The organism is Enterococcus gallinarum NBRC 100675 (genome assembly GCF_001544275.1).
In the GTDB taxonomy this organism is placed as follows: domain Bacteria; phylum Bacillota; class Bacilli; order Lactobacillales; family Enterococcaceae; genus Enterococcus_D; species Enterococcus_D gallinarum.
Window position 1 is genome coordinate 80,712 of sequence record NZ_BCQE01000013.1, and the last position, 19,555, is coordinate 100,266.

Genomic DNA, 19,555 nt, shown 5'->3' on the forward strand with positions numbered 1-19,555 from the left:
GCCAATGATAACGTTTACAACTATTAGCTTATCGTAAACTCTCCCTTTTTTACCTAAAGTGAAGATGCAAAAGCAAACAAATCACTTAGGAGGTTTCATTATGGAAAAAAGAGATTTTATTACAACGGAAAATTACACGAAGGAGGAGATCCAACAAATCGTTGACCTGTCATTGAAAATCAAAGCGGCTATCAAGAATGGTTTTTATCCCCCATTACTAAAGAACAAAGTATTAGGGATGATCTTCCAACAGTCTTCTACCAGAACGCGGGTTTCTTTTGAAACAGCAATGACACAATTAGGGGGACATGCAGAATATCTAGCACCAGGACAAATTCAATTGGGTGGTCATGAAACGATAGAAGACACGAGCCGTGTTCTTTCTCGTCTAGTTGATATTTTGATGGCTCGCGTGGAACGGCATCATAGTGTGTATGACTTAGCAACGAATGCCACGATTCCAGTTATTAACGGGATGTCTGACTTCAATCATCCAACGCAAGAACTTGGCGATCTTTGCACCATGATCGAACATCTTCCGACAGGCAAAAACATTGAAGACTGCAAGGTTTCCTTTATTGGGGATGCCACCCAAGTTTGTTTCTCTTTAGGATTGATCGCAACAAAAATGGGGATGGAATTTGTTCAATTTGGTCCAGAAGGGTTCCAGTTAAACGAAGATCATCGCGCACGATTAGATACGATTTGCAAAGAGTCTGGCGGTTCCTATACGATATCAGATCAAATCGACGTGATCGAAGGTTCGGATTTTGTTTATACGGACGTTTGGTATGGACTGTATGAAGCGGAACTATCAGAAGAGGAACGCATGCGTATTTTTTACCCTAAATACCAAGTGAATGCCGACTTGATGAAACGCGCTGGTGAACAAGCGAAATTTATGCACTGCTTGCCTGCTACTCGTGGCGAAGAGGTCACGGATGAAGTCATGGATGGACCGAATTCGATCTGTTTTGATGAAGCAGAAAATCGCTTGACTTCGATTCGCGGTCTCTTAGTGTACTTGATGCGAGATTATGAAGAAAAGAATCCAATCGACGAGACCAAAAAAGCAGCGGCTAAAAAAGACTTGGAAGCTTTGCTAGGCGAAACTAGACGCAAGAGATGAGGAAGGGAAAGAGTCTGCGTATCATGACGATGCGTGAGGATTGTTTCTGTACTAGAGGAGGGGCCAACGATTTGATAAACGTTTTTTTCTAGCAGAAGCTTGATCAGACATCAATGTAGCTTTTATCCTGCACCAGGATTCATATGAGCTGAGTCCGCTAGCTACAAGATCATTCAATCGTTGGTCAATCCTTATTCCCTTGTACCAGAAAGGAAGAAAACAATGGGAGAAAAGAAAAAATTTAGTTTGATGAGTGCCATCTTATCTGTTATTTGTGTTGTATTTGTGGCAGAAGCGGCTGCGCCGGTAGCAGCAATCGGGAATTCACAGTTTTTTTGGTGGATCTTTCTATTGATTGCCTTCCTTTTGCCCTACGGATTGATCTCATCAGAGTTAGGAACAACTTATATCGGTGATGGCGGCATCTATGATTGGGTGACACAAGCCTTCGGCCATCGCTGGGGATCTCGCGTTTCTTGGTACTATTGGATCAATTATCCACTATGGTTAGCTTCTCTAGCGGTAGTCTGTCCTGATTTATTGACGACTATCACAGGCAGCGAATTTTCAACGGCGTCTGCTATCGTGATCGAACTGATCTTTATATGGATCATCGTTTGGATCAGCTTTTATCCGGTCAGTGACAGCGTATGGATCTTGAATGGAGCAGCTGTTATCAAAATGCTGTTGGCAATCTTGATCGGTGGCTTGGGTCTTTATACTGCCCTTACTAAAGGGGTAGCGAATGAGTTCACTCTTTCTTCGATGCTGCCAAGTTTCAATTTGAATAGTTTGTCCTTTATTTCGGTAATCATTTTTAACTTATTAGGATTTGAAGTGATTTGTACATTTGCAAGTGACATGGAAAATCCTAAGAAGCAAATTCCTCAATCGATCATTGCCGGCGGACTGGTGATTGCCGCCATTTACATTTTTTCTGCATTCGGGATCGGTGTAGCGATTCCTACGGATCAAATCAGTACCGGCAGTGGATTGATGGATAGTTTTAAATTATTGACAGGATCAACAGGCGGCTGGTTCATTATTTCGATGGCCTTTTTGTTCTTGCTGACATTGTTTGGCAACATGATTTCTTGGTCGTTAGGGGTCAATAATACTGCTTGCTATGCGGCCGAAAATGGCGATATGCCGAAAGTATTTGCCAAACGCAGCAAAAAAAATGGCATGCCTACTGGTGCGGCAATTATGAATGGCATCGTTGCTTCTATCGTCGTCGTCATCGCACCAATTTTACCAAATCAAGATTTATTCTGGGCATTTTTCTCACTGAACCTAGTAATGTTCCTACTATCGTATGTACCTGTGTTTCCTGCGTTTTATAAATTGCGCAAAATCGATCCAGAAACACCTCGACCTTTCAAAGTGAGCGGCAGCGACTTGTTCTTGAAGGTATTAGTCGCACTACCGATGATCATGATCGTGATCTCATTGATTTTTACAGCGATTCCTTTGCAATTTGATGCTGAATCACTGAGTCAGCAATTACCAATCACGATTGGAGCAATTGTATTTGCCCTCGTTGGTGAAGCCATTATCTGGATCAAAAAAATCAAAAAAGAAGGAGTGCTGTATCATGGCAAAACGAATCGAAAAGACCACACCGAAACAAGACGGGTTTAGAATGCCCGGAGAGTTTGAACCACAAGAGAAAGTATGGATGATTTGGCCAGAGCGCCCGGATAACTGGCGTGATGGGGGCAAACCAGCTCAAGAAGCATTTGCTGAAGTCGCAAAAGCAATCAGCAAATTTACGCCAATGAATGTGGTCGTGTCGCAACAACAATATCAAAACTGCCGTCGTCAATTGCCTGCAGACATCACTGTCTATGAAATGTCCAATAACGATGCATGGATTCGTGACTGTGGTCCTAGCTTTGTCATCAACGACAAAGGCGAATTACGAGGCAATGACTGGGGATTTAATGCTTGGGGTGGATTAGTCGATGGCTTGTATTTTCCTTGGGATCAAGATGATTTAGTTGCTCAAAAGATCTGTGAGATCGAGCATGTGGATTCTTATCGGACGGAGGGGTTTATTTTAGAAGGGGGGTCCTTCCATGTCGATGGAGAAGGCACTGTGTTAACGACGGAGATGTGTTTGTTGAGTGAAGGTCGAAATCCCCATATGACAAAAGCAGAAATCGAACAAAAATTATGTGACTACTTGAACTGTGAGAAGGTACTTTGGTTAGGTGACGGAATCGATCCGGAAGAAACCAATGGACATGTGGATGATGTAGCATGTTTTGTTCGTCCCGGAGAAGTGGCTTGTATCTATACTGAAGATACAAGCAGCCCATTTTATGAAGCGGCTCAAGCTGCATACAAGCGTTTGAATGAAATGACCGATGCCAAAGGCCGCAAATTAAAAGTTCATAAGCTTTGTTGCCCAGTAGAAAATGTCACGATCAATGGGGATTTCAAGATCGATTACGTAGAAGGAACGATGCCGCGAGAAGATGGCGACATTTGTATTGCTTCTTATATGAACTTTCTGATTACAAACAACGGTGTGATCGTTCCTCAGTATGGAGATAAAAATGATGCGCTGGCACTTGAGGAAATTGCAGAAATCTTCCCAGAAAAAGAAGTTGTCGGGGTAAATACGGTTGAGATCGTATACGGTGGTGGGAATATTCACTGTATCACGCAACAACAACCGCAAAGATAGGAGGAGACTTATGTCAAAAATTGTCATCGCATTAGGTGGAAATGCTTTAGGCGACTCTGCGCACGAACAATTGACTAAAGCCCAAGTGGCAGCAAAATCGATTGCTGATCTGATCAGTGACGGCCATCACGTGGTGATTGCTCACGGGAATGGTCCTCAAGTTGGCAAAATTCGCTTAGCATTTGAGGAAACCAGCAAAACGCAAGAAGACGTTATGCCATTTCCTGAATGCACAGCTATGAGTCAAGGGTACATCGGTTACCATTTGCAACAAGCGATTGATGAAGAGCTTGTTGCTCGCGGGTTGGAAAATATTCCGGTCGTTTCCATGTTGACACAAGTGGTGGTCGATCCAGCTGATCCAGCTTTTACGAATCCAACGAAACCAATCGGTGGTTACTATAGTGAAGCTAAGGCTCAGCAATTAATGACTGAAAGCGGCGACACTTATATAGAAGATGCAGGCCGAGGCTGGCGTCGGGTCGTTCCTTCTCCAAAACCCGTGGACATTTATGAAAAAATCAGTCTAAAAACATTAGTAGATGCAGGTCAAGTGGTGATTGCATGTGGCGGAGGCGGCATACCAGTGGTTTATGAAGGCACTCGCTACAAAGGAGTTGACGCGGTGATTGACAAAGACTTTGCTGCAGCCAAGATGGCGGCGCTGATCGATGCGGATATCTTCATTATCTTAACCGCTGTTGACCAAGTCTTTGTCAACTATGGTCAACCTGATCAACGAGGATTGACAACAGTCACTGTCGCTGAAATGCAAGCGTACATTGACCAAAATCAATTTGCACCTGGTAGTATGTTGCCAAAAGTGGAAGCAGCGATCGCATTTGCTGCTTCCAAGGATGGGCGACAAGCAGTGATCGCTTCATTGGAAAAAGCGGCGGAAACTTTAGCTGGCAAGAGTGGTACGACAATTCAACTTTAAGTGAAGGAAAGACATTTGGTGAACACACCAAATGTCTTTTTTTGCCTTAAAAACGAACATTAGATTCTTTTTGTTGGGATTAATGTACGGTTTTTATTGAAAAAATTCCGAATGAATGTAAAATAAAACCATTGATGCTTATTTTAATGAAAATTGCTAATGTCAAAGCAGCAGTTTGAGGCAGTTTGTTAAAGGAGAAAACTTATGTCAATAACAAAATATTTTAAAGGTTCTGTATTTCATACACCCACAGATGGCGTGCTGGAATACTTAGAGGATGTCCTCATTTGCGTGGATGCTGAAGGGATGATCGAAAGAGTCGTCACAACAGAACAATCAGACTATCCAGAAATGCTGGCAGTTGCCAAGCAAGGAACGCTAGTTGAATTGCAGAAGGGACAGTATTTTTTGCCGGGATTTGTCGACTTGCACGTTCATGCACCCCAATGGCCGCAAGCAGGGGTTGCATTGGATGAGCCGTTGAATGTATGGCTAGATGAGTGTACCTTCCCGTTGGAAGCAAAATACGCGGACGCAAGTTTTGCTTCAGAAGTGTACCAAGATTTAGTTGCGCAACTACTGGCTCGAGGAACAACGACGGTTCTTTATTTTGCGACCGTGCATTTGGAAGCAAGTTTACAATTAGCCAAGATTTGTGCTGAGAAGGGTCAACGAGGGTTAGTGGGGAAAGTAGTCATGGATGATTTCGACGCGAACCCTGATTTTTATCGAGATGCCTCAACTGCTACGGCACTAGCAGAGACCGAAACCTTCATTAAAGAAGTCCAAAAGTTGGCAAAAACGACACATCAAGGGGTCTATCCAGTAGTGACACCACGATTCGTCCCAAGCTGCACGGATGAAGGTCTGGCTGGGTTAGGACAACTCGCACAAAAATACGATGTCCATATACAATCCCACTGCAGTGAAGGTCAATGGGAACACGATCACGTCTTGGAACGATTTGGTAAAACCGACACAGAAGTCTTGCGGGATTTTGGCTTACTGGGAGAAAAAGCTGTGATGGCTCATTGTAATTTTATCGATGAAAAAGATGGTGAGATCTTTGTGGAAACAGGGACTGCTGTTGCCCACTGCCCGATTTCCAATGCGTACTTTGCCAATGGTGTGATCCCTATCAAACGGCTTAAAGAACAAGGCGTAACGATTGGACTAGGCACAGATATCTCCGGCGGCTTTTCTCCAAGCCTGTATGACAATATCAAGCAAGCTGTTATGTCTTCTCGCATGTTAGAAGATGGTGTGGATGTTACATTGCCCCAAACGAACCGAGGTGTTGCAAATGCGCGTATCTCAGTCATCGACGCTTTTTCATTGGCAACAAAAGGAGGAGGCGAAGCGCTACGACTACCGATTGGTCTTATCAAGGAAGGCTACGCTTGCGACCTTCAAGTGATCGATACTTGTTATTCTGGGAATCCATTGCCAGCTTTTGGTGTATTGAACCAACCGAAAGAACAATTACAAAAGATTTTGTATCTAGCAACGGCTGAAAACATTCGTCAGGTCTGGGTGCAAGGAAAAAAAGTACATGAAAAATGAGGAGATTGATACTGTGGAAACCAGAAGTAATCGTTTAACGATCGGAATGAATGAAGATATACCTTTAGGACAAGCCATTGTTCTTGGCTTACAACACGTGTTGGCAATGGATGTGTATGTCCCACCCTTTATTATTGCAACTGCTGTTGCCATGAGCTCGTCGGATGCAGCCGGACTGATCCAATCCACCTTTTTAGGTGCTGGGATTGCTTCGCTGATCCAAGTTCTCTTTTTCTTGAAATTGCCCGTCTGTCAAGGACCGTCTTTTGTACCAGTAGGAGCAATCATTGGTATCTATTTTGGAGCGCAAGGTATGGATACTGTCTTAGGAGCTAGTATTGTCGGGGCATTGGCTGTTATTCTTTTAGGGATGACAGGGATCTATAAGTATATTGTCCGCAACTTTATTCCCACGATCGTCAGTGGCACGATTATCATGATCGTAGGACTGACATTGTTGCCTACAGCTTTTACCAGCAACATTTATCCAGCTACTGAGACATTATCGGCTAATCAGAACATGTTTTTGGCTGCAGTGACAGCAGCGATTTTGATTTTATTCTCGATGCTAGGTGATTACTTCCCTCGTTTAGGTAAATATTTCCGGATTAGCTCGGTGATTATTGCCTTAATGATCGGGACGCTGATTGCTTGGTTTATGGGCGGCGTAGACTTCCAGTCTGTTGCAGATGCTTCATTTTTCAGTTTGCCCAAACTTATTTTCGTCAATTATGGTCTTCATTTTGATGTTTCAGCTATTTTGACGATGCTGGTGATTTATATGGTATTACTAGCAGAAACAACAGGAACTTGGTATGCAGTCAGCTCTGTCACTGAGGAAGCTGTGACCGATGAACAAATCAATAAAGGTGTCATTGGTGAAGGAATCGGTTGTCTGGTGGCTGCTTTAGTAGGGACGACACCAGTGACGGGGTATTCAACAAATGCCGGTATCATTTCCATTACCGGAGTTGCCAGTAAAAAAGTCTTTGTAATGGCTTCCTGCTGGTTCATCCTCTTGTCATTTGTCGGCAAGTTATCAGCATTGATCCATGCCGTACCTTCAGCGGTAATCGGTGGTGTCTTCGCAGTTGTCTGTGTGATCATTTTACTTAGCGGCTTTCGAGTGATCAAGAATGAAGAGTTTTCTGAACGTGAACTCTATATTATTGGTGTTCCGCTAATCTTAGCGATCGGTCTTTTGTTCATGCCGGCTGAGATCAAACAAGAAACGCCGCAATTTCTACAATACTTATTGGATTCACCGATTGCATTAAGTGCGATTGCTGCTATTGTGATGAATAAGTTGATTCCAGTGAAAAAAACGGTTAGATAAAGTGTCAGCGAAAGATGCTGCAGCAAGTGAACGCCTGCTTCCAATCGATGCAACAAGCATTCATGGAAACACGCTGTTCAGCTGCAGCTTTTTTTGTTACGACTGTGTGTAAATTCATCCAATTTGTAACAATTCACAAATAAAAAAGAGGGGATTCACTTTTATTGAAATAAAATAACTAATTTATATTTTTAAGTTGATAATAGTTGTTGATTCGAAAGGAATTACGCGCCGCTTACGAAACGTAAGGATCTCGACGCATTCGTAATCATCTGTAACGAGATTTTCACCTATGAAATATTCTCCGGTGTTAGACTAGTCTATGCGTTGGAGATTTCTCCTGCGACAGACTATAAACGCTACAAGATGAGGAGAATTATTTTATGAAGTCATTGAAAACTGTTTTGCTTAGTACAGCTGTCCTTGCAGGTCTGGGTGTGTTTCTAGGTGGACAAGATGCGTTTGCTGATGAAGAATACACGGTGCAATCTGGGGATACACTATCTACGATTGCCTATAACTATTTTGGCACCTCAGAAGCCGTTGATAAAATTGCTGAAGCAAACGGCATTACGAACAAAAACTTGATCTATGTTGGTGAAACACTGGTCTTACCAACAGATGATGCCAGCTATACAAATGAACGTTCTTCAGCAGCTGCAGAATCATCAGTTACTTATGAAGAACCAGCTTCACAACCAGCTTCACAACCTGCTAGCAGCCAACAAACAAGCCCGAGCTCATCTGCATCAAGCAGTTCTGCAGCAACAGGCTCAGAAGCTTCAGCTAAAGAATGGATCGCGAACAAAGAATCTGGCGGTTCTTATACAGCAACAAATGGCCAATACTATGGACGCTATCAGTTGACTAACTCTTACTTGAATGGGGACTATTCAGCGGCCAATCAAGAAAAAGTAGCCGATAATTATGTTGCTTCACGTTATGGTTCATGGTCTGCAGCAAAAGCATTCTGGGAAGCCAACGGTTGGTATTAATCAAGCCAAACATTCATACGTATCACAGACTCGCTTAGCGGGTCTGTTTTTTTATCTAAATCAACAGTTTGCTTATGAAAGAAACCCTCTAAGATATGGTACACTAAAGAAAAAATCAGTTTCAAACCGGAGGGATGACAATGAATAATCATATCCAACAACGCATCGATCGCCTGAAAAGTTACGGTCAGTCATTGGCAGGTGCTAATGTGGCCTATCGTGAGGATTGGGGGACGATTTATTTTGGTCTAATCGGCAAACAGTTTGGTATGATGAGTCCTGAAGCGAATGATGATGCGATCATCACGTTGAAAAATAAACCGGAAGTCAATGAAGAATTACGTGAACAATACCCTGAGGCGATTATTCCCGGATATTATGCCAATAAAACCCACTGGAATTCTATTCGTCTAGCAGCGGATGAGGTAACAGACGAACAAATTGAACAGTTGATTTTGACCTCTTATGAACTGGTTTATCAGAAATTGACGAAAAAACAAAAAGAAGAACTAACAACGCTTTAAAAAACGCAACAAAAACACCAACGAACCTCGTGCCTCGAAATCGGAAAGCGATTTAAGGAAACCTAGTGAGGTTTGTTGGTGTTTTTTTATTTTAGAGAGGTGTTTCGCTTGTGTAAACCAGCCAGATAAATCGCGATACTCTCCAGAAAAACTTGACGTTCGTCGATTTGTTTGCGCTGTTGGATGCCTTCTGCCATCCCATTTAAATGATTCTCAACAACATAGCTGCGCATAGCAGAGACATGTGCCCGCAATTTTTCATCGCCAGTTACAATTTTTGCTCGTAATTGTTCTTCTTGTTGACGATCGAGTAAGTGTCCCAATAAGAGATGATGCAATGCCTGAACGGTTTGACTGCTTTGGGCAGGAGTGAAGCCGGCTTCGATCAATATAGTGATCATTTGCTCTAAATGCAGCAGTCGGCTAGGATAGGAAGGAATCGTATGAATCTCTAGTTCTGCACCACAGGGATATTGGAGATAGAGATCGTAGTAATTGGCCATAAAGGTTTGCAACTGTTCTTGCCAGCTACCCGCAGGGACATCCGGCAGATCATTTTCCATCATTTCAGCCATCCCTTGCAACAGCTCTTGTTTGTTCGTGAAATACCAATACAATGCCGGTGCTTGAACAGAAAGTACTTTTGCCAATTTGCGCATGGTTAACTGAGAAAGGTCAGGTGTTTCCTTTAGGTAGGCAAAAGCCGCATGAATAATTGATTCTTTTGATAACTTTTGTTCCATAAAAAAATCATCCTTTGTTCGCTTGCAACATTTTTCTAAAAATGGTAAATTATTGTCCGGCTTTATTTTACAGTGTTAAATAATGCCTGTCAAACTGTAAAGGAGTGTGTTTTAAGATGGATCTTGTTTTACGCCATGTAAAGAAATACAAAGGCGCTGTCTTCATTGCGCTGGTTTCTGTAGCTGTCATGGTACTGGCTACGTTATGGCAGCCGAAGCTGCTACAACAAGTATTGGAAGCAATCATTAAAGAAGACGACAATGAAATGAAATCGATTGGGGTCCAATTGATCGGTCTAGCCGTGTTTGGGCTGGTGGCTGGGGTCATCAATACTATTTTCTCTGCCAAAGTAGCGCAAGGAGTCAGTGCGGATATTCGTGAAGAAGCCTTTCGTAAAATCCAAACTTTCTCGTTTGGTAATATTGAGAAATTCTCAGCAGGAAATCTGGTGGTTCGACTGACCAATGACATCACCCAAATTCAAAATTTAGTGATGATCTCCTTGCAGTCATTGTTTCGGATTCCTTTCTTATTTATTGGTGCCTTTATCTTAGCCATGACCACGATGCCTCAACTTTGGTGGGTAATCGTCGCATTGATCGTTGCGGTAGTGATCATTACTGGTCTTTCTTTTACACAGATGGGCAAACATTTCATGATCATTCAAAATTTGATCGACAAAATCAATAGTGCAGCAAAAGAAAATCTTTTAGGGATTCGTGTGGTGAAATCATTTGTTCAAGAAAAAAATCAATTGAACAGTTTCACGAAAGTCAGCGACGAGCTAACAAAACACAACATCATCGTTGGTACGCTATTTTCTGTGATGATTCCGTCCTTTATGCTGGCAGCCAACTTAGCAGTCGTAGGCGCAATCTTCTTTGTCAGCGACCTTGCAAAAGACGATCCGACATTGATCGGGGGAATCGCTTCTTTCATGAATTATTTGATGCAGATCATGATGGCGATCATTATCGGCGGCATGATGATGATGATGACTTCTCGGGCAGCAGTTTCTCTCAAACGATTGAAAGAAATTCTGGCTACCGAACCAGACTTGTCCTACAAAGATGTTCCACAGCAAGAATTAGCAGGCAGTGTGGCATTCGAGCACGTTTCTTTCCGTTATCCTGGGGATGAGAAAAATGCTTTGACCGACATCAGTTTTTCGATCGCTCCTGGTGAAATGATTGGAATCGTCGGGGCAACTGGTGCAGGGAAATCGACATTAGCTCAATTGATTCCGCGATTGTTTGATCCAACGGAAGGAACCGTGCGAGTTGGAGGCGTCGATTTACGAGAAGTAAATGAGCAAAGTTTACGTCAAACCGTTTCCTTTGTTCTACAAAAAGCGATTCTTTTCTCCGGAACCATTGCCCAAAATCTGCGCCACGGCAAAAAGAACGCCACTGTCTCTGAAATGACCCATGCAACAGAAATCGCGCAGGCAAGTGAATTCATTCAAAAATTGACGAACCGTTTTGAAGCACCTGTAGCGGAACGTAGCAGTAATTTTTCTGGTGGTCAAAAGCAACGGCTGTCTATTTCACGAGGTGTCATCGGGGAACCGAAAATCTTGATTTTAGATGATAGTACGAGTGCATTGGATGCTCGTTCGGAAAAACTGGTTCGTGAAGCCTTTGAAAAAGAACTGCAAGCTACTACCACGATCATCATTGCACAGAAAATTGCTTCTGTTGTGAATGCGGACCGTATTCTGGTGTTGGATAAAGGTCGTCTGGTTGGAGTAGGTACCCATAAAGAGTTAGCTGCCAACAATCCAATTTATCAGGAAATTTTTGAGACTCAGAAAGGAGCTGAATAACCATGACGGATTTGATCAAAGCAAGCAAGTTTTTTTATCACTATTTAAAACGATACAAACTCTCTTTCTTTTTCATTTTCATTACCGTGATTGCAGCCACTTATCTGCAAGTCCAAGCACCGGTCTATGTGGGGCAAGCCTTTCAGGAATTAGCAAATTATGTTGGTGGCTTGATGCAAGGCGTAGATGACAAGTCAAAATTCGTATCTGTCATCTGGAAGTTATTGCTGTTTTACGTATTGGCAAGTGGAGCAAACTTTATTTATAGTATCTTGTTCACGCAAGTGGTGGGGAAATCCACCAATCGGATGCGAATCGGGTTATTCAATAAATTGGAAAAATTGACGATCAAATTTTTTGATTCCCATCAAGATGGTGAAATTTTGAGTCGTTTTACCAGCGATTTGGATAACATTCAAAACAGCTTGAATCAAGCATTGTTGCAAGTATTGACCAATGTGGTATTGATGATTGGGATTTTAATCATGATGTTCCGACAAAATGTCACATTAGCTTGGGCGACGATTGCGTCTACACCAATTGCCATCCTGATTGCAGTCATTGTGATCCAAAAAGCTCGCAAATATGTCGATCTGCAGCAAGATGAAGTAGGAAAACTAAACGGGTACATTGATGAAAAAATCAGTGGCCAACGGATCATCATCACCAACGGTCTTCAAGAAGAAACGATTGATGGATTTTTGCAGCACAACCAAAGTGTTCGGGAAGCCACTTACAAAGGACAAGTTTACTCCGGATTGCTTTTCCCAATGATGCAAGGAATGTCGCTGGTCAATACAGCGATCGTGATTTTCTTTGGTGGTTGGTTAGCATTGAATGGGGATTTGGAACGTTCAGTTGCTTTAGGTCTTGTGGTAACTTTCGTTCAATATTCTCAACAATACTATCAACCGCTGATGCAGATTTCTTCTGGTTATAGCATGATACAATTGGCAATCACTGGCGCCCGCCGTTTGAATGAGATGTTTGATGAACCGGATGAAGAAAAACCGGCAAATGGTGAAAAAATCACTGGTATCAAACAAGAAGTGGCATTGAATCATGTTGATTTCGGTTATGATAGTGATCGTTTGATCCTTAAAGATGTGACCATCCATGTCAAAAAGGGTGAAATGGTGGCATTGGTAGGACCAACTGGCTCCGGAAAGACAACCATCATGAATCTTTTGAATCGCTTCTATGATGTGACGAATGGCTCAGTAACATTTGATGGTCAGGACATTCGACAGCTAGATTTAGATGCATTGCGGGAGCATGTGGGAATCGTGTTGCAAGATTCGGTACTGTTTTCTGGGACGATTCGGGAAAATATTGCTTTTGGTAAGCCGGATGCCAGCGAGAAAGCGATTATTGCAGCAGCAAAACAGGCCAACATCCATGAATTTATCATGACGTTAGAACAAGGGTATGATACACCGATCACGGAAGAAAACAATCTATTCAGTACCGGGCAAAAGCAGTTGATGAGTATCGCTCGCACGATTTTGACCAATCCATCCCTACTGATTTTGGATGAAGCCACCAGTAATGTTGATACGGTGACGGAAGCGAAGATCCAGCAAGCAATGGATGAAGCCATCAAAGGGCGGACTAGTTTTGTGATCGCCCATCGTCTAAAGACGATTTTGAATGCCGATCGAATCGTTGTCTTGCGAGAGGGGCAAGTCATCGAAGAAGGAAGCCATCAAGAATTACTGACAGAAAACGGGTTTTATGCCGAACTTTACCACAATCAATTTGTTTTTGAATAGTTAGCTGACGAGTTTAAACCAAAACCCAATGACTGCTACTTGGATCAAAGTAGCAGTCATTGGGTTTTATTTAGTGTAACGTGTTTTAAACGAGTTCCCCTGGCCAAGCAGAAGTGCCGCCTAATACATTGACCGCCTTGAATCCCTGCTGGTCCATATAGTGACAGGCTTGCTCTGACCGAGCACCTGAGTGACAAATCACGTAGTAGTCAAGGTCTTTCACCAAATTGGCGGTAGTGAAGTGAGACAACGGATTATTTTGCGCATTTGGTACATGGCCGTTGATAAATTCATCGACTTCTCTGACATCAATCAGGTGTAGCTTCTGTTTTTTGCTTGCTTGATAAAATTCAGGCATTGTGATCGAGCGATACATGAATGATTTCCTCCGGTCTGACGGTTTGATAAAGCGCAAAAGCCCCGTCTAGATTTTTTGCCTTGTAGCCAGATTGTTTGAGAATCCGTTCGGCTAAATAGCTTCGCAGTCCGCTATGACAGCTGACGATATAAGAAGCAGTCGGATCAAGTTCAGTCAGTCGGTCTCGTAATTCATTCAGCGGAATATGCAGGGCGTTTTTGAAGCGGCCAGTCATTTCCGTTGTATTGCGGACATCTAGTAATTGTTTGCCGGCAGCTAATTCTGCAGAAAGTTCATGCCACTGGATTGATTCACTGATCCCTTCGATTAGATTCAATGCCGCATAGCCGATCAGGTTCACTGGATCTTTGGCGGAACCAAAAGGCGGTGCATAACTCAGTTCCAGTTCTGTTAAATCTGCCACCGTCAATCCACTTTTGATGGCTGTGGCTAATACATCCATTCGTTTATCGACGCCACTCTCTCCAACGGCCTGAGCACCATAGAGAGTACCTGTCTCTTTATTAAAGATCAATTTCAATAGCAGATCTTTAGCATTAGGGTAATAGCCAGCATGATCTTTTCCGCTGACATGAATCACAGCTGGCTGCAAACCCGCAGATACTGCTGCTTTCTCGCTTAATCCGGTCATGGCTGCTGTAAGCCCAAAGACTCGCAGGATAGCTGTTCCAATATTGCCACGGTTTTTCCTTGGCAGACCAGCGATCACGTCTGCGACTTGCCGGCCTTGACGGTTAGCTGGTGAGGCTAAAGAAATCAACGCATCTTCTCCAGTTAATTGTTGTTTCGTGACAATCGCATCTCCGACAGCGTAAATGTCTTTTTGCGACGTTTGGTAGTTTTCGTCTACCAGGATTCCTCCTCGAATACCAGTAGTGATCCCAGCTTCCGCTGCTAATCTTGATTCTGGTTGGACCCCGATAGACAATAATGTCAGGTCTGAGTCCAGTACAGTGTCATCTTCTAACCGAATTTTTTTCCCTTCTTCTTCAAAAGAAACTGCGGATTGGCCCGTAATGACCTTGATTCCCTTCGCTATCAATTCATTTTTGACATAGGCAGCCATTTCTTCATCCATCGAAGGTAAAACCTGCGGTGCTTTCTCAACGACGGTGACCTCTAAGCCACGGTTTTTCAGACTTTCTGCCATTTCCAATCCAATAAAGCCGGCACCGACGACGACGGCTTGGCGGGTATGTTGATCGATTTTCTGCAAAATAGCATCCATATCCGGCACGTTTCGTAACTGACGGCAGTTTGTGGCACGGTCTAATCCTGGGATTTTTGGTATGATTGCTTTTGCTCCCGGTGCTAGAATCAACTTGTCATATGATTCTTCATAAGTCTCAGAATCTCGATGGATAGTCACAGTCTTTTGTTCTGGGTGAATAGCCAGTACTTCTTGATTTGGACGAACATCCAAACCAAAACGTGCCTTTAAGGACTCTGGTGTTTGCAGTAGTAATTGATCGCGAGTAGTAATTTCACCTGCGATAAAGTAAGGAAGGCCGCAGTTCGCAAAGGACACATAAGGACCTTTCTCTAAAACAATGATTTCAGCATCTTCCATTAAACGGCGTAATCGAGTTGCAGCAGACATGCCTCCGGCGACCCCACCGACAATCAGTATTTTCATTTTATTTTCCTCCTTGAATTGGTCCTTGCCATTGATTCATGCCACCGCGAATCGTTGTAGCATCATAGCCCATTTTAATCAATAATTTGGCTGCTTGCTTGCTGCGGACGCCTGATTGACAGATCACATATAACGGTTCTTTTTTTCCTGAATAGTGGGCAATTTTATTTAATGGGACATTGGTGGCATTTCGAATATGCCCGCCCCGGTATTCAGAGGGCGTTCGGACATCAATGACTTTCGTTTTTGCGGTTAGTGCTGCGAATAACTCACCAGTAGAGATGGAAGGGACAGAACGAAACAATGAAAACATAGACATTCTCCTTTATATACGGTATGGGGTATATTAAACCCCGTTTTTCTATATTTGTCAATGATTTAATTTGATTAACATGGCGGGTGAAAAAAGAATGTTTGACCGTTATACCGTTGTAGGGTATATTTTAATGGAAAAGGAGTGAGACGATGGATAAGACAAGAAGTGAACAAAAAAATGTGCTGAATCGTTTGAAACGTGCCGAAGGGCAGATTCGTGGGGTTCAAAAAATGATCGAAGAAGAGAAGGAATGTATCGATATCATCACTCAGTTAAGTGCGGTACGTTCAAGTATCGATCGTGTGATGGGCATGATTGTTGCAGAGAACTTGAAAGATTGTTTTGAGAATCCAGAAAAAGATCCTCAAGAACAAGCACAGAAGCTGGAACAAGCGATTCAGATGATCATCAAGAAATAGTAGCTCTATTCTTTAGGAAGAGGCTGTTTTCATAGGGGACTGACTGTTGTAACCAGTAAGCTGAATCATTAAATCTGGAACGCTATCATGACGATCAAAGAAATGATTTGATCTGTGAAGAGTAGTGTTGAAAGGAAAATGCTGTTGTATGCAAGAATTACCCTCAAAAAATTAGGACATCAGCTGTAAGCAGTTCAATCTAAAGTCTCAGCTACGGTCGAAGCGCCGTAGCTAAGGTTAGCGAATGCTTGGACTGATGTCCTAATCTATGAATTGCTTAGTAGTATTCACCGTGGCGATAGTCCCAGGAATTGAAGTGATCGGACAAAAACAGTTGGATTTTATCTACAGCTAAACCCTTCCGAATCAACACAGGCGCCGGGGTGATCGATCGCTGAGAGCCTTGATGAGGAATCAATTTGCCAGCAGAATCTACGAAAGAAACCATGACTCCTTGTTCGTAGCGGGTCTCTGTCGTTTTATCTGGTTGGATCGAAGCGACATAGTCATTGCTTTCAATGATGAGGTCTGCTTCGTTAGCGATTTGTTCACCAATTCCTTCCACCAGACCACGATTGCCTTTACCAGAAGGATTTGCTGAGCTGGCAAACAATAGCTGTTGCTTTTCCTCCCAAAGAGCTTTAGCGATTTGTTCTCCAGGAACGCCGAATTTGATGACGAAACAACTCGTTTCCCTGGTATCCATCATCAATTCTTGCGATCCGTCAGGAATATATGCTTTTCCAGATTTTTTCCATGGTAGGATCGCGCCAAAAAGAACATCGTTGTCCCAACATTTTTGGTAAACTGCCGCAATTTCATCGTTCCATTCCGCTAATTCTTGTAATTGTTCCAATGAGCTGCATAATACAACTCCTGGCTTATTACGTTTGCGATTTTTGGCAGAAAACTTGCGTTCTAGTCCTTTCTTGTCGGAGACAGCAATAATATAGCCTACTTTAGTGGGGCAAACGATGACTTTGCCTTCTTGCTGGAGCAGTTGGATTGCTGCTTCGTTGGGTTCGCCAGACCAAGTGGTTTGTTTTTTTGTCTTCAAATGGTTCATCCTTCCTCATTTTGTTTATTTCGCCTAAAAATTCAGAAAATTCTGATTTAAAATCGTTAACCTTGATAATAAGGGAATCTCTAAAGAGAGTCAAGTGCCAAAAGGTGGAAATGCAGCAACAGTCTGGATGATCATTTTCAGAGAAGGCTGAAAAAAATGCTTCTCTTTTCCAACGATTCTGTGAGAAAATGAACGTCAGAACGCAAGTCAAAAGATTCCTGAACAAGCAAGCTTTGAGCAAATTTTTCTTACTTGTACTTGATCCTATAAGAAAAAAATTTTCAGTCTTCTGAACAGAAATTTTGTCTCAACAAAGAGATGAGGGTATAGTAAAAGCACAAGTTCTCGGAAAAAATGACAGCTTCTATTCGGATGATCAAAGAAAAGAGGAAGACAATGAAGCAATTGATAACTTATAGTAAAATACTCTCTGCATTGGTGATTCTAGCGGTGAGTATCAACATGTTTTTAGGTCCTCATCATATTGCAGCTGGAGGGGTCAGTGGCATTGGAATTTTGATGGAATCTGCTTTGGGCTGGGACCGTGCGCTTGTGATCATGGTTCTGAACAGTGTGATGTTGGTTCTGGCCTATGTTTTCTTGGGGAAAGCGCCTTTCTTCAAGGTGCTGTTCGGCAGCATAGTTTTTCCGTTAGCAATTGCCGTAGTACCTGAATATATGTTGGCCAGTGATCGTCTGCTGTCTGTTATTTTTGGGAGTGCGATTTTTGCTGCTGGGGTTGCTATTTTATATAAAAATAATTCTTCTAGTGGCGGAACTACGATTCCGCCGCTGATCTTCCAGAAATATTTCCATATCAATCCTTCCATCGGGCTTTTAGCCACAGATGCGGTTGTGGTAACAATGAGTTTACTGGTTTTTGGGTTTGAAGAATTTTTGTTTGCGATTCTTTCGATTGTGATTACTTCGATCGTGATGAATTATATCGAAACCGGGATGGACCGCAAGAAGTCTGTGATGATCATGAGTGAGGAACATCTTGACGAGATTCAAGCGGCCATTGCAACGGCAATTTCTAGAGGGGCAACCTTGTTAGAAGCACAAGGTGTTCACCGAAGAAGTGAGAAACAAGTTTTATTGATCGTTGTCAATGATCAAGAATTTGCTCATATCAAACAATTGATTGAAAGCATTGATCCACAGGCATTTGTAATTGCCAGCAATGTAGCTGAAGTTTTAGGACGAGGGTTTAGTTATCACCCGATTGAATGAGGCCTGTCCGCATCCGTTTGGAGCGCTGTACGATGTTGTAGGCTGGTTCTACTCTTTCATTTTTAACTGGCTTTTTAGTTACAAAGGCGTTAAACTGCTAATGGATCATTTGATTAAGAGTTTTTTTAAGAGACTCTGAAACGAAGTCTGCTGTTAACTTGTTTTGTCACTGCTGATTAAAATCACGTTTTAGAAGCAGCTTTGGTAAAATGATCTGGAAATTATGCCTGAGAGATTTTTCGACGGCTTAGTAAGGATAGAAATAATGAAAGAAAGATACCCTAAAAGAACTATTGGCATGTTTGTGATTGCTGTGCTGTTATTCATCGTTAGTGCCAGCCTATCACGTACCGTAGCCGCCGGTCAGACGAACCAGTCTACAGAACAGACCACCAAACAGACCACCAAACAGACCATTCATAAAGAAGCAACGATCCCTACGAAAAAAAATGCAACTACTAAAAAGGAGGGATCAGGAACGTCTAAATCCTCAGAGAATTCTTCTTCGACAGAAGTAGCTGTCGCAGATTGGCGTCATCCATCTGAGAAGAAAGCCTATCCTGTTTTACAAGAAGGTGATTGGGTCGATGTCTCATTGGCAAACCAGCGGGTGAAGATCATGCGGAAGAATCGAGTGCTTTATACGATGATTTGCTCTACCGGATCAGGAGGAGACCGAAGAACGCCTACAGGAACTTATTCCATTCAAGCTGAAAGAGGAGAAACTTTTTTTAATGAATCTTCTGGCGAGGGAGCGAACTATTGGGTGTCTTGGAAAGATCATGGCGTCTACTTGTTTCATTCGGTGCCGATTGACGCTTCGGGAAATTATATTGAAGAAGAAGCAGAAGAACTAGGACAAAAAGCCAATTCTCATGGGTGTATCCGTTTGACTGTTGCAGATGCAAAATGGTTTTATGAACATGCCCTTTATGGCATGCAAGTTGTTGTGCATTGAGCGAACAAGCAAATTCGCTAACGATTGA

General features: G+C 42.6%; 18 protein-coding genes. 13 read left to right on the plus strand and 5 right to left on the minus strand.

Translation table 11 applies throughout. The annotated features are described in order from the left end of the window. Positions 1-100 precede the first annotated feature (100 nt). From ptcA to EG2_RS09045, 8 genes are all read left to right on the plus strand, one after another. Positions 101-1,129 carry a putrescine carbamoyltransferase gene (gene ptcA / locus EG2_RS09010; protein WP_060814429.1) on the plus strand — a complete coding sequence of 343 codons (1,029 nt, stop codon included), beginning with the start codon at positions 101-103 and terminating at the stop codon, positions 1,127-1,129. A gap of 222 nt (positions 1,130-1,351) precedes the next feature. After that, positions 1,352-2,770 carry an APC family permease gene (locus tag EG2_RS09015; RefSeq protein ID WP_060814430.1) on the plus strand — a complete coding sequence of 473 codons (1,419 nt, stop codon included), beginning with the start codon at positions 1,352-1,354 and terminating at the stop codon, positions 2,768-2,770. Continuing rightward, complete coding sequence (gene aguA / locus EG2_RS09020) at positions 2,724-3,821, plus strand: agmatine deiminase (RefSeq protein WP_060814431.1); 1,098 nt, start codon at positions 2,724-2,726, stop codon at positions 3,819-3,821. The genes EG2_RS09015 and aguA overlap by 47 nt, the downstream gene beginning before the upstream one ends. 10 nt (positions 3,822-3,831) lie before the next feature. Continuing rightward, positions 3,832-4,761 carry a carbamate kinase gene (arcC, locus tag EG2_RS09025; RefSeq protein WP_060814432.1) on the plus strand — a complete coding sequence of 310 codons (930 nt, stop codon included), beginning with the start codon at positions 3,832-3,834 and terminating at the stop codon, positions 4,759-4,761. A 204-nt stretch (positions 4,762-4,965) separates the two neighbouring features. Then, a complete protein-coding gene (guaD, locus tag EG2_RS09030) occupies positions 4,966-6,324 on the plus strand; it encodes a guanine deaminase (RefSeq protein WP_060814433.1) in 1,359 nt (452 codons plus the stop codon). A 46-nt stretch (positions 6,325-6,370) separates the two neighbouring features. Then, the gene (locus EG2_RS09035; RefSeq protein WP_172461439.1) at positions 6,371-7,660 is read left to right on the plus strand and encodes a uracil-xanthine permease family protein; all 1,290 of its coding nucleotides are present in this window, start codon (positions 6,371-6,373) and stop codon (positions 7,658-7,660) included. Positions 7,661-8,043: 383 nt separating this feature from the next. Continuing rightward, entirely contained in the window at positions 8,044-8,655 is a 612-nt protein-coding gene (apf, locus tag EG2_RS09040) for an aggregation-promoting factor (RefSeq protein ID WP_060814435.1), read from the plus strand. A gap of 140 nt (positions 8,656-8,795) precedes the next feature. Continuing rightward, complete coding sequence (locus tag EG2_RS09045) at positions 8,796-9,179, plus strand: MmcQ/YjbR family DNA-binding protein (protein WP_060814436.1); 384 nt, start codon at positions 8,796-8,798, stop codon at positions 9,177-9,179. 86 nt (positions 9,180-9,265) lie between these two features. Here EG2_RS09045 and EG2_RS09050 read toward each other — a convergent pair whose 3' ends face one another. After that, the gene (locus EG2_RS09050) at positions 9,266-9,922 is read right to left on the minus strand and encodes a TetR/AcrR family transcriptional regulator C-terminal domain-containing protein (RefSeq protein WP_060814437.1); all 657 of its coding nucleotides are present in this window, start codon (positions 9,920-9,922) and stop codon (positions 9,266-9,268) included. A gap of 116 nt (positions 9,923-10,038) precedes the next feature. Between EG2_RS09050 and EG2_RS09055 the strand changes: the two genes are divergently transcribed. Continuing rightward, complete coding sequence (locus EG2_RS09055; RefSeq protein ID WP_060814438.1) at positions 10,039-11,748, plus strand: ABC transporter ATP-binding protein; 1,710 nt, start codon at positions 10,039-10,041, stop codon at positions 11,746-11,748. Between the two features lie 2 nt (positions 11,749-11,750). Next, positions 11,751-13,520: an ABC transporter ATP-binding protein gene (locus tag EG2_RS09060; RefSeq protein WP_060814439.1), complete on the plus strand. Its 1,770-nt coding sequence runs from the start codon at positions 11,751-11,753 to the stop codon at positions 13,518-13,520. An 85-nt stretch (positions 13,521-13,605) separates the two neighbouring features. Here the strand turns inward: EG2_RS09060 and EG2_RS09065 are convergent, their stop codons facing one another. The 3 genes from EG2_RS09065 to EG2_RS09075 are packed head-to-tail and all read right to left on the minus strand — an operon-like array spanning position 13,606 to position 15,848. Beyond that, the gene (locus tag EG2_RS09065; RefSeq protein WP_060814440.1) at positions 13,606-13,896 is read right to left on the minus strand and encodes a rhodanese-like domain-containing protein; all 291 of its coding nucleotides are present in this window, start codon (positions 13,894-13,896) and stop codon (positions 13,606-13,608) included. After that, positions 13,871-15,535 carry an FAD-dependent oxidoreductase gene (locus EG2_RS09070; protein ID WP_060814441.1) on the minus strand — a complete coding sequence of 555 codons (1,665 nt, stop codon included), beginning with the start codon at positions 15,533-15,535 and terminating at the stop codon, positions 13,871-13,873. Before EG2_RS09070 ends, EG2_RS09065 begins: the two co-directional genes overlap by 26 nt. 1 nt (position 15,536) lies before the next feature. Further along, positions 15,537-15,848 carry a rhodanese-like domain-containing protein gene (locus EG2_RS09075; protein ID WP_060814442.1) on the minus strand — a complete coding sequence of 104 codons (312 nt, stop codon included), beginning with the start codon at positions 15,846-15,848 and terminating at the stop codon, positions 15,537-15,539. A gap of 152 nt (positions 15,849-16,000) precedes the next feature. On the opposite strand from EG2_RS09075, the gene EG2_RS09080 reads away from it, so the two are divergent. Continuing rightward, positions 16,001-16,270 carry a metal-sensitive transcriptional regulator gene (locus EG2_RS09080; protein ID WP_021150309.1) on the plus strand — a complete coding sequence of 90 codons (270 nt, stop codon included), beginning with the start codon at positions 16,001-16,003 and terminating at the stop codon, positions 16,268-16,270. 277 nt (positions 16,271-16,547) lie between these two features. Here EG2_RS09080 and EG2_RS09085 read toward each other — a convergent pair whose 3' ends face one another. Continuing rightward, positions 16,548-17,336, minus strand: a complete 789-nt coding sequence (locus EG2_RS09085; RefSeq protein ID WP_060814443.1) for an L-threonylcarbamoyladenylate synthase — start codon at positions 17,334-17,336, stop codon at positions 16,548-16,550. A 396-nt stretch (positions 17,337-17,732) separates the two neighbouring features. Here EG2_RS09085 and EG2_RS09090 point away from each other — a divergent pair, with 396 nt between their 5' ends. Then, positions 17,733-18,569, plus strand: a complete 837-nt coding sequence (locus EG2_RS09090) for a YitT family protein (protein WP_060814444.1) — start codon at positions 17,733-17,735, stop codon at positions 18,567-18,569. 265 nt (positions 18,570-18,834) lie between these two features. Next, positions 18,835-19,527, plus strand: a complete 693-nt coding sequence (locus EG2_RS09095) for a L,D-transpeptidase (protein ID WP_060814445.1) — start codon at positions 18,835-18,837, stop codon at positions 19,525-19,527. Positions 19,528-19,555: the final 28 nt, after the last annotated feature.